This is a genomic window from Exiguobacterium sp. K1 (genome assembly GCF_033721435.1).
Lineage (GTDB): Bacteria > Bacillota > Bacilli > Exiguobacteriales > Exiguobacteriaceae > Exiguobacterium_A > Exiguobacterium_A artemiae.
Window position 1 is genome coordinate 135,930 of the sequence record NZ_JAOTIT010000005.1, and the last position, 11,508, is coordinate 147,437.

At 47.0% G+C, this 11,508-nt stretch carries 10 protein-coding genes and 1 other annotated feature; of the genes, 6 read left to right on the forward strand and 4 right to left on the reverse strand.

Annotated features, from left to right (window positions below):
* Positions 1 to 32: 32 nt before the first annotated feature.
* Together N7U64_RS11740 and N7U64_RS11745 are read right to left on the reverse strand one after the other, a co-directional pair.
* Positions 33 to 1,004 (reverse strand): alpha/beta hydrolase, encoded by a 972-nt coding sequence (locus tag N7U64_RS11740; RefSeq protein ID WP_318929877.1) that lies wholly within the window; start codon positions 1,002 to 1,004, stop codon positions 33 to 35.
* Positions 1,005 to 1,014: 10 nt separating this feature from the next.
* Entirely contained in the window at positions 1,015 to 2,694 is a 1,680-nt protein-coding gene (locus tag N7U64_RS11745; protein WP_318929878.1) for a formate--tetrahydrofolate ligase, read from the reverse strand.
* 167 nt (positions 2,695 to 2,861) lie between these two features.
* On the opposite strand from N7U64_RS11745, the gene N7U64_RS11750 reads away from it, so the two are divergent.
* The 5 genes from N7U64_RS11750 (at position 2,862) to N7U64_RS11770 (ending at position 7,088) form a co-directional block, all read left to right on the forward strand.
* Positions 2,862 to 3,752 carry a carbohydrate ABC transporter permease gene (locus tag N7U64_RS11750; protein ID WP_012369485.1) on the forward strand — a complete coding sequence of 297 codons (891 nt, stop codon included), beginning with the start codon at positions 2,862 to 2,864 and terminating at the stop codon, positions 3,750 to 3,752.
* The gene (locus N7U64_RS11755) at positions 3,749 to 4,636 is read left to right on the forward strand and encodes a carbohydrate ABC transporter permease (protein ID WP_290829777.1); all 888 of its coding nucleotides are present in this window, start codon (positions 3,749 to 3,751) and stop codon (positions 4,634 to 4,636) included. The genes N7U64_RS11750 and N7U64_RS11755 overlap by 4 nt, the downstream gene beginning before the upstream one ends.
* A gap of 142 nt (positions 4,637 to 4,778) precedes the next feature.
* Positions 4,779 to 5,038, forward strand: a binding site (T-box leader).
* 67 nt (positions 5,039 to 5,105) lie between these two features.
* A complete protein-coding gene (asnA, locus tag N7U64_RS11760; RefSeq protein ID WP_318929879.1) occupies positions 5,106 to 6,080 on the forward strand; it encodes an aspartate--ammonia ligase in 975 nt (324 codons plus the stop codon).
* Positions 6,081 to 6,255: 175 nt separating this feature from the next.
* A complete protein-coding gene (locus N7U64_RS11765) occupies positions 6,256 to 6,477 on the forward strand; it encodes a hypothetical protein (RefSeq protein WP_012369488.1) in 222 nt (73 codons plus the stop codon).
* A gap of 17 nt (positions 6,478 to 6,494) precedes the next feature.
* Entirely contained in the window at positions 6,495 to 7,088 is a 594-nt protein-coding gene (locus N7U64_RS11770) for a DedA family protein (RefSeq protein WP_012369489.1), read from the forward strand.
* 40 nt (positions 7,089 to 7,128) lie between these two features.
* Here the strand turns inward: N7U64_RS11770 and N7U64_RS11775 are convergent, their stop codons facing one another.
* The gene (locus N7U64_RS11775; protein ID WP_318929880.1) at positions 7,129 to 8,592 is read right to left on the reverse strand and encodes a potassium/proton antiporter; all 1,464 of its coding nucleotides are present in this window, start codon (positions 8,590 to 8,592) and stop codon (positions 7,129 to 7,131) included.
* 190 nt (positions 8,593 to 8,782) lie between these two features.
* On the opposite strand from N7U64_RS11775, the gene N7U64_RS11780 reads away from it, so the two are divergent.
* Positions 8,783 to 10,069 carry an ABC transporter substrate-binding protein gene (locus N7U64_RS11780; RefSeq protein ID WP_012369491.1) on the forward strand — a complete coding sequence of 429 codons (1,287 nt, stop codon included), beginning with the start codon at positions 8,783 to 8,785 and terminating at the stop codon, positions 10,067 to 10,069.
* 49 nt (positions 10,070 to 10,118) lie between these two features.
* Here the strand turns inward: N7U64_RS11780 and N7U64_RS11785 are convergent, their stop codons facing one another.
* Positions 10,119 to 11,411, reverse strand: coding sequence for an NCS2 family permease (locus tag N7U64_RS11785; RefSeq protein WP_012369492.1), 1,293 nt, complete (start codon positions 11,409 to 11,411; stop codon positions 10,119 to 10,121).
* Positions 11,412 to 11,508: the final 97 nt, after the last annotated feature.

Here is an 11,508-nt window from a genome sequence, read left to right on the forward strand (position 1 = left end):
GGGGTGTCTCTCAACTGAGAGCACCCCGTTTTTTATTGATGTCCCTGTTTTCGCATGGAAGAAAGCGGATGTGAGCCGACCTGTTTGTTCAACCAGCCCGCGATATCTGCAAAGACGCGGATCCGTTCGAACTCATGGAATAACTCATGCCGCAATCCACGGTAGACGGTGAGTTGAACGCCTTCGACACGGACACGGTTGTAAGCGTCAAACAGCGTGTGGATTCCTTTACCGTCAAAGGCAACCGGATCATCTTCCCCGGCGATCAGCAACAAAGGCAGATGGCGCGGGTGTTGGTACAGATAAGCTAGTGAGTTGACGGATTTGGTCGCCGACAGCAACTCATGGAAAAAACCGAGAGTTACGGTTTGTCCCGATAAAGGATCTTCGTCGTAACGTAAGACCGATTGAGGATCGGAAGATAACCAGGCATTCGATGAGAGTGCCGGGAAGAAACGTAAGTTGTACCGGCCGAAAATCAGCTTACTGATTCCTTCAGCAGGATGCTGAGAAGAAGTTTGTTCGATGAGACGTCCGACAATTTTTTGACTGACGGTTCCAAGTAAACCGCTGTCCGTCGGAGGACCGCTTGCAATGATACCTGCCAGCTCATGACCAAGTGTCTGACCGAGGCGTCTTGAAATAAGCGACCCGAAACTGTGACCGAATACGAAAATCGGCAAATCCGGATAACGGTCCTTGATATCGTAAACCAGTTCTTCAGCATCCTGTATCAGTTGCGCAAAACCATGATTCGGCTCCAGATGCCCCAGTGACTCCAGTTGCTGCGCACGTGCACCGAAACAACGTAAATCCGGGATGATCGTGTGATAATGGTGGGCATAAAGAAATTCAGCAAACTCTTGATAGCGCGCGCCATGTTCCATCATGCCGTGGAAAACAATGACGACCCCTTTCGGAGCAGTAGCTTCTAACAGATGCATCGTCGTCGTATAGCCGTCTGATGCAACCCAGTGTGTATGGTCGATTGTCACATCTATCATCCTTCCCTGATTAAGAAAGTCCATATATCGTTCCGTCTTCAGAAATTCCCATCTTATTGGCAGCCGGTATTTTCGGTAAACCCGGCATGGTTAATACATTCCCGGTCAAGGCGACGATGAATCCCGCACCGATGGATGGTTTGATTTCACGGACAGTAATCGTAAATCCTTCGACACGTCCGTACTTGCTTGGATCATCCGTCAACGAGAAGGGAGTCTTTGCCATGCAGATCGGCAGATGTCCGAGTCCCTGTTCGGTGCAACGTTCAAGCTCACGTAATGCCTTTTCTTCGAAGTGGACATCTGCTGCACCATAGACCCGTTTGGCAATCCGTTCGATTTTTTGTGTCAGCGGCAGTTCAGCCGGATAAAGCGGTGTAAACTGACTCTCTTCCTCCAAAGCCTCAAAGACCTGTTCAGCCAAAGCTTCTCCGCCGGCTCCCCCTTGGCTGAAGACTTCGCTTTCCGCAACACGGATGTTCCGTTCGCGGCACCATTCAAGCACTGTCTCGCGTTCCGTATCGGTATCGGTTGCGAAACGATTCAAGGCGACGACGGCCGGGACACCGAACAGATCCATTGTCTCGACGTGTTTCTCGAGCAATGCCAGCCCTTCGACTAAAGCAGCTAAATTTTCTTCCGCCAATTGATCTTTTGCCACCCCGCCATGCATTTTCAATGCACGGACGGTCGCGACGACAACAACGGCGTCCGGATGTAAATGACCAATCCTTGATTTGATGTTAAAGAACTTTTCCGCACCGAGGTCGGCGCCAAAGCCGGCTTCCGTAACGACATAATCACTCAATTTCAAAGCAGTACGGGTCGCGATCAGCGAGTTACAGCCGTGGGCGATATTTGCGAACGGACCGCCGTGGATCAAAGCCGGTGTGCCTTCGACCGTCTGGACAAGATTAGGACGGAAGGCTTCTTTTAAGAGTAATGTCGCAGCACCGGAAGCTTTGATATCCTTGACTGTCACCGGCTGTTGGTCGTACGAATAGGCAACGACAATTCGGCTGATGCGTTCCTCTAAATCCGTGATGGAATCCGCTAAGCAGAGAACAGCCATGATTTCCGAAGCGACCGTGATATCAAACCCGTCCTGACGCGGAACGCCGTGGGCCGGTCCGCCGAGTCCAATCGTGATTTGTCGCAAGGCGCGGTCATTCAGATCAAGGACACGTTTCCACGTGACACGACGCGGATCAATCCGTAAGTCGTTGCCTTGATGAAGATGATTATCGAGCAGGGCACTGATTGTGTTGTGGGCTGAAGTGATGGCGTGCATATCACCTGTAAAATGAAGGTTGATTTCTTCCATCGGCAAGACCTGGCTGTATCCGCCGCCGCATGCTCCGCCTTTTAATCCCATCGTTGGTCCGAGTGACGGTTCGCGCAAGCAAATCATCGTCTTATGATTGAGTCGGTGTAACGCTTGACCCAGTCCGACCGTGACTGTCGATTTTCCTTCTCCGGCAGCCGTCGGATTGATTGCCGTGACAAGAATCAGTTTTCCATCTGCTTTCGTCGCCAATCGTTTCACCAGTCCGTCTGTCAACTTTGCTTTGTATTTTCCGTACGTGTCATAATCCGCGTCAGTTAATCCGATATGTTCGGCGATTTCGGAGATGGGGCGTAGGATGGTTTGCTGGGCAATTTCTAAATCAGAACGAATCGTTTTTTCCATGGCGTAATCTTCCTCTCAAGATGAGTTTCTCTATATTTCCTTAATAGTAGCTTATCTGAAACGGACACGCCAAATAATCGTTCAATATATTCCACCCAATGGGTCAAATGGTTGCGTTTTCATTTTATGGAAAGTTGCGTAGTCTAGGGGTAGAGGAGGGATGAGCAATGGCAGTAAGCAATAAGAAAAAAGTAAAGCGCGGACTTGAATTTTGGATGTTTGTCGGACCCGTCTTTTTGGTGTTCGCAGTAATCGTTCTCGTACCTTTTTTTAATGGTGTCATGTATTCATTCACGGATTGGAACGGAATTACCGGTGAGTTAAATTGGATTGGGTTTGACAACTATGTCCGGCTGTTCACGGTGGACGAACAGTTCCAACAGTCCTTCTGGCTGACGACAAAATACACCGTCGTAGCCGTGGTTTTAACGAATCTGGTTGGATTTATCTTAGCGTTTTTACTCACGCAAAATATTCGGACTCGAAATTTCTTACGGACGATTTTCTTCATGCCGAACTTAATCGGCGGATTGATTCTCGGATTCGTCTGGCAGTTCATTTACGTTAAAGGATTTGCTTCGATTGGAGAACTAACAGGTTGGAGTTTATTCGAACTTCCTTGGCTTGGTGACGCTCGAACCGGTTTCTGGGGTATTGTCATCGTTTCGATTTGGCAAGGCGGGGGATATATCATGGTCATCTATATTGCGGCCTTGCAAAATGTCCCGCAGGAACTGATCGAAGCAGCCAAAATTGACGGAGCCAACCGCCTGTCGACGTTACGGAACATTACGATTCCGCTGATCATGCCGTCGGTCACGATCTGTCTGTTCCTGACGATTTCCTGGTCCTTCAAACTATTTGATACGAACTTATCGCTCACGAACGGCGGTCCGTTTAAATCAACGGAAATGCTGGCGCTGAACATCTATAAAGAGTCATTCACAAACAATAATCTGGGTCTCGGTTCCGCCAAAGCCATCATTTTCTTTGTGGTCGTTGCCGCGATTACCGTCACCCAAGTGTACTTGACGAAAAAACGGGAGGTGGAAGCATGAGTACCGCACAACCTTTACCGAAACCGGAGCTGACACCTGAGAAGCCGGCACCGAAAAAGCGCGGCCGTTATTCCGTACGACTCGGAACCGTGGAAATTGCCGCTTTGTTGATGGGTTTGTTGTATATGATTCCGTTTTATTATGTCATTTCGAACTCGTTTAAGACGCAAGGGGATATCTTTACGAATACATCGGGACTTCCGAAAGAATGGATTACGGAAAACTATACAAATGCCTGGGAAGCGATGAATTTCGGGAAAGTGTTCCTGAACTCCGTCATCATCACGGTCGGTGCCAACGCCGTCATCGTGATTTTCTGTTCGATGGCTGCTTGGAAGCTCGTTCGGACCAAAACGCGTCTGTCGACCATCATCTTTTTCCTGTTTGTCGCCGCGATGATCATTCCCTTCCAGTCGATTATGATTCCATTGTCGAAACTGTCGGGGGATCTCGGACTGCAAAACAGTTACTGGGGTCTGATTTTAATGTATCTCGGTTTTGGTTCCGGTCTATCGATTTTCTTGTACCATGGATTCATGAAATCGATTCCGGAAGAAATTGAAGAAGCAGCCATTATCGACGGTTGTTCGCAGTGGGGTGTCTTTTGGAGGATCGTTTTCCCGTTGCTTAAACCGATCACGGTAACGATTGTCATCCTGAACACCCTTTGGATTTGGAATGATTTCTTGTTACCATCGCTGATGTTACGTGATGTTGAACTGCGGACGATCCCGCTTGCGACGTTCTATTTCTTCGGCCAATATACAAAGCAATGGGATTTGGCGTTAGCCGGACTGATTCTTGGTATCATTCCGTTGTTACTGTTCTTCTTCGCCATGCAAAAGCAAATTATTCAAGGAATTACGAGTGGTTCCATCAAGTGATATGTAAGCGCGTTCTCGCTTCTGCGGGAACGTTTTTCTTTTGATTGGTTAATCTGATTAGTCAGATTATTTTATTTTTTTTTGAAAAAAAGGCTTTTCAAATACTTGCCGGATGGTGTACGATGTTCTCAATTCAATTGTAACAACGACGTTGAAGGGAAGAGTAACATCTTGTAAAACCGGATTAGCGAGCTGGGGGCGGTGAAAGCCCAGTCGGAAACAAGTTGCGAAGAACATCCCGGAGTCGCTACCCGAACACTGAAGTCAGTAGGCGTAGCCGGAGTTGCCTGTCCGTTATCATATGGCCGAAGATTGAGATGATAATTGATCATCAGTCTTTTGAGTGAGCAGCTGAGCTGTTAACATGGGTGGTACCGCGGAACCGAGTCTTTCGTCCCATATTCTTGGGAGAGAAGGGCTCTTTTTTATGGCTTCTTTTTCAAACACACAATTGAGGAGGAAGATTACCATGACAACACTCGTATCGATGAAACAGACACAGGAAGCTATCACACTTGTAAAAAAACGCTTTGAGGAGCAATTCTCAGCCCAACTCGGATTGACACGCGTCGAAGCACCGTTATTCGTCGAAAGCACACTAGGAGTCAACGATCATCTGAACGGAATTGAACGCGTCATCCGCTTTGATGCGATTGATCATCAGGCAGAACTCGAAATCGTTCAATCGCTTGCAAAATGGAAACGTCAGGCACTCCACACATACGGATTCGCAAAAGGCGAAGGCTTGTACACATTGATGCATGCCATCCGCCGCGACGAAGTATTGGATGAAACGCATTCGATCCATGTCGATCAGTGGGACTGGGAACGTGTGATTTCAAAAGAAGAGCGGACAATCGACTACTTGCAGAAAACGGTGCAAGCGATTTACGCATCGATTCGTCAAGTGGAACGTGAAGTCGAAGAACAGCTCGCGATTGAAGCGATCTTACCGGAAACGATCCATTTCATGACGACACAGGAACTGGAAGATGCGTACCCGACGCTTTCGACGAAAGAGCGTGAGACGGAAGTGACGAAAGAATACGGGGCTGTCTTCTTGATGCAAATCGGTGGAGCCTTAGCGTCCGGAGAAAAACATGACGGCCGAGCGGCTGACTACGATGACTGGACACTCAACGGCGATATTCTAGTCCATCATCCGGAAATCGGTGCATTTGAACTTTCATCGATGGGCATTCGTGTCGACCGTGAAACGTTACTCGCACAAATCGAGACGACAGGCGAGCATGCGAAACTCGATTTCCCGTTCCATCAAGGGGTACTGGCAGAAACACTTCCACTGACGATCGGCGGCGGAATCGGACAATCCCGGATGGCGATGTTCCTCTTGAAGAAACGTCACATCGGTGAAGTTCAGGCGTCGGTCTGGTCGGAAGAAACACGCGCGTCGTACCGTGAGCAAGGTGTGCACCTGCTGTAAGAACGAGTGATGTACTGATAGATATAATGGCAAACCGTACTGCTGACCATGACTTTATGGATGGCAGTACGGTTTTTCTATGTGTCAAAATAAGTTCATCCGACCTCAGACTGAGGAAAGACGTGTGAAAACACGTTATAATGGGCATATGAACTAATAAGAGAGAGGTGAAGACATGTCAGCGATACTCATTACAGGATTAGTGTTTGCCTTGCTGTTCGTCGCGTTCCTTTGGTTCAACATCAAAGGATTGCGGACGATGTGGCGTGATTACAAGCGTACAGGATCAATGATGGCACTGGGCTTCTTTATCGTCGGAATCATCGGGATTTTTACAGGAGTCTGGACGACGCTCGTCGTCATCATTTATTATCTTCTTCGTCCTGCACGAGGCTGATTTAGAGGAGTGGTTGGATGCTGGAATGGTTATTCTCAGCCGGAGAGTCGAATCTCTGGCTGTTTTTAGGAATTATGATTCTTGGACTCGGGACGGAATTAATTCCGGCTGAAGTCGGTTTGCCGTTACTCGGTCTGTATGTTTCAAACGGAACGATCAGTTGGACGGCAGCTGTCCTAATCGGTTTCATCGGCAGTCTGATGGGCGCGACGCTATTTTACTTTCTCGGTCGTTACGCCGGACGTCCGATTTTGGTTCGCTACGGAAAATGGTTGATGATCAAGGAACGGGAAATCATTCAGGGAGAACGAATCGTATCGAAATACGGTTCATGGTCTGCCTTGTTCGGTCGTTTCTTCCCGGTCGTCCGTTCGGTCGTCTCGATTCCGTGTGGTCTGTTCAACTTGTCGTTCAAACGATACGTCCTCGCCTCGAGCATTGGTTTGTTCCCGGTTTCGTTTTTTTATGTTTGGCTGGGAGAAAAGTTTGGGGTGGAACGGGCAGAGTCCATGCTGAAGGGGCTTGAACAGGAATTATGGTGGATTCTCGGCATCATTGTCGTTGGAATCATCGGCTACATCATGTATCGCCGCTTGAAATCGAAGCGTTAAGAATACAAAAAGGGACTGACTATTTAAGTCAGCCCTTTTTTCATGGAGTTTTAGGGAATAAAAATCGTTTGAGCGTTTTAATCCGGTGTTTCGGAGTTAATAGAAGCAACTGATCCCGACCTTCAAAAATCGTGTCTCCACGAGGTGTCACAATTTGGTCGTCCCGGATGATTGCCGTGATTAAAAATTCCTGCGGAAGATCAATATCCATGATGGCTTTCCCGACGAATGGATGGGAATTCGGAATCGTCAATTCGATGATTTCCGCATTCGGTTTACCAATCGACATGAACTCGATAACCGTTTGAATGGCGGAAGAACCCGTGTCGTTCAAATGAAGGCGATCGGCGAGGAACGTCAGCATGCTCCCTTGAATTAACGTCGATAACAGAACGGTGAAAAAGACGATATTAAAAATCATTCCGGCGTTGTCGATGCCGGCGACAAGCGGATACGTCGCAAGAATGATCGGAACTGCTCCTTTTAAACCGGCGAAGGAAACAAACACTTTTTCCTGCCAAGAATATTTAAAGGGAAGCAGACTGAGCCAGACCGACACCGGGCGGGCGATGAAGATTAAAATCAATGCAAGGGCAATCGAAGATAGAATCACCTGCGGATCAAGCAACTGCTTCGGGAAGACGAGTAATCCGAGCACGATAAACATCCCGATTTGGGCCAAGTGCGCCATACTCATCGTAAAACGGACAAGCGTCTGACGGTAAACCAATTCATGATTGCTGATGTAGATGGCGGTCACATAGACGGCTAAGAAACCACTGGCATGAATCGTATCGGCAATACCGAACGAAAGAAAGGCGAACGACATTAAAAGAATCGGATAAAAGCTCGAGGAACTGAGATCAATCCGGTTAAGTAGTGTCGAAGCAATCCAGCCGATGAACAGACCGAGCAGTAGACCGATCACCATTTCCCAGACTAACGAAGTTAAGCCGGAAACGAGTGAAGCCTCTTTTGGATTCGTCACGAATTCCAGGAAGAAGACTGTCAAAAAAACAGCCATCGGATCATTGGTCCCGGATTCGAGTTCTAACGTTGAACCGACTTTTCGCCGGACGGATTGCCCGCTGAGTACTGAAAAAATCGCGGCAGCATCCGTTGATCCGACAATGGCACCAAGGAGAAAAGCATTAGCCCAGCTGAAGCCGAGAATGTAGTGGGACGCCACGGCAACGATTGTCGTCGCAATAAAGACACCAAACGTGGCAAGTGACAGAGAGGGTGAGAGTTCGGTCTTAACTTCTTTCCAAGTCGTTTGAAGACCTCCCTCGAATAAGATGATGATCAGCGCCACCGTACCGAGTAACTGTGCCAGCTCGGCATCATCAAACCGGATGAACCCGGTAATGTCACTGCCGGCAATCATGCCAAGGGCAATGAAAATCAGGAGAGCCGGAATATTGAGACGACTCGACAATTTCGTCGTCCAGACTGCTGTAAACAACAATAAGCCAATTAATAAAATCGTGAACTGTAGGGACATTGCATCAGACTCCTTCATGGAATATCATAACTACTTTCATCATACACTAATCCCGAGTTTTTTTGTCGGATAACGATTGTTCAATATTTTCCACCGCACCGGACAAAATTATCCGTTTTTATTGCAAGCGTTTTCATTTATTGTAAAAGCGTAGCACGATTATCAACTCGAAAATCAGGGAGGTATCCGAATGCGTAAACGTAAATGGGCAGCACTACCAGTTATGACGACCGCAATGGTCGTAGCACTTGCAGCATGTGGTGGCGGTGGAACACTCAATAGTGATGACTCAAAGGACAGTGGCTCTTCTAAGGACGGGAAGACCCTCAACGTATTCCAATTTAAAGCTGAAATCGCAAAAGACATGGAAAAGATGGCAAAGGCGTATGAAAAAGAAACGGGCGTAAAAGTCGTCGTTCAAACAGTCGGCGGCGGATCGGATTATGGCGCCGCCTTGAAATCTCAGTTTGCTTCGGGTAACGAACCGGATGTTTTCAACAACGGTGGATTTACAGAAGCGAAAACATGGCAAGATAAGCTGGAAGATCTTTCGGATGAAAAGTGGGTCAGTGATTTAACAGATCTATCAAAAGAACCGATGACAATTGACGGGAAACTGTATGGTATGCCGATGAACTTGGAAGGTTACGGTTTCATTTACAACAAAGAAATCTTCAAGAAAGCCGGTATTACAGAGTTGCCGAAAACGTTAACAGAATTAACAGAAGCGTCCAAGAAGCTGAAAGCGGACGGCGTGACACCATTCTCGATCGGATACGGCGAGTGGTGGATTCTTGGAAATCACTTGATGAATATCCCGATGGCCCAACAGGATGATCCGGATCAGTTCATCGCCGATCTGAATTCCGGCAAAGGGAAGTTCGAAGACAATAAACAATTTAAAGAGTTCATGAATCTGTTTGATTTAACGATCGAGTACGGAAACAAAAATCCGTTGACGACAGATTACAATACACAAGTTTCACAGTTTGCTGAAGGAAAAACAGCAATGATCCAACAAGGAAACTGGGCGCAACAATTGATTACGGATGTCAATCCGGATATCGAGATGGGCTTCATTCCGATGCCAATCAATGATGACAAAGAAAAAATGGATCGACTTCCGGTCGGCGTACCGAATAACTGGGTCGTCAACAAAAACTCGAAAAATAAAGAAGAAGGTAAAAAGTTCCTCGAGTGGATGGCGACATCTGATACAGGAAAAGATTATATGGTCAACAAATTCAAGTTTATCCCGGCGTTCAAATCAATCGAAGCAGCCGATCTTGGACCACTTGCTGACGATATCATCAAGTACTCTAAAGAAGATAAAACCATCTCATGGAACTGGTTTAAATATCCGGACGGTGCTGTTAACGAATTTGGTGCCATCATGCAGGCATACGTAGGAAAACAAAAAACATCAGAAGAGATGTTACAAGACTTTACGAAGACTTGGCAAAAAATGAAGAAATAATAAAAAACGTGTTGTTTCCAATAAATGGAATCAACACGTTTTTTATTATTTAATGTAAGAAAAACAATTGAATGAAGAAGAGAACAGCGAACAGATAAATCAAAAAGTGAACGCGTTGCTTTTGGACAGCTTTCATAATCGGATAGATGATGAATCCGAAGGCGATCCCTGTTGCGATACTGCCGGACAGCGGCATGATGATGATGATCATGAACGCTGTAAAGGCTTCGCTGAAATCTTCCCACTGGATTTGTTTAATATTTTGAAGCATCAAGGCACCGACCAGGAGTAATGCAGGTGCTGTAATAGCAGGAACACTTGAAATCGATTGAACGATTGGACCGAACACTGCCGAGAGCGCAAATAAGATGCCGACCGTGACAGATGTCAATCCGGTTCGTCCACCGGCTGCGACACCGGAAGCAGATTCGACGTAAGCCGTCGTTGGACTGGTTCCAAACATCGATCCGACAATCATTGCCGTTGAATCAGACAACAGAGCACGTTCGCTGTTCTTAAGAGAACCGTCTTCTTCGATCAGTCCGGCCTGTTCGCCGACTGCGACCATTGTTCCGGTCGTATCAAACATCGTGACGAGGACAAACGAAAGGACACCACTGAATAGACCATATTGAATGACGTCTTGAACCGCAGAGAGCGGATTCGCGACAAGAATGCCTTCCGGTAAAGTCGGCAAAGCAATCAAGGTTTTTGAGAACGTCAATTCACCTGTTAAGAAAGCGAGTACTCCGGACAGGACCATCGCATACAATAGACCACCCGGAACACGTTTCACCGTCAGAATGGCGGCTACGAGTAATCCGACCAGCGTAATCAGGGCTTCCGGTGACGTCAAAGAGCCGATTGTAATCAAGGTAGCCGGATCGGCCACAAGAATACCGGACATCTTTAAACCGAGGGAAGCAATGAATAAACCGATTCCTCCGGTGATAGCTAACTTAATCGTAGTTGGAATGACTTCGATTAATTTCGTCCGTAAAGGAGACAAGGATAACAAAAGGAAGATGATTCCGGCGACAAAAACGACGGATAAAGCTGTTTGGTAAGGAATTTTTTCGCCGATGACGAGCGTATAAGTGAAATAAGCGTTTAAGCCCATTCCCGGTGCCACCGCAATCGGCAGGTTGGCATAAAAGCCCATCAACAATGTCCCGATCAAAGTAGCGACGATCGTTGCCGAGAAAGCTTGATCCTGCGGAATGCCTGCTTCCGATAAAATAGTCGGGTTGACGAAAAGAATATAGGCCATCGTGATGAACGTAATAAAACCAGCTTGAATTTCACGTTTGACCGTTGTATCGTGTGCTGAAAGTTTAAACATGAGTCAAAGACCACCTTAATCTCAAAAGTTTGTTAAAAACGAACATTAACGATGTTATATCAATATTCATTCGGAATCAAGTATTGTTTTTCGGTTA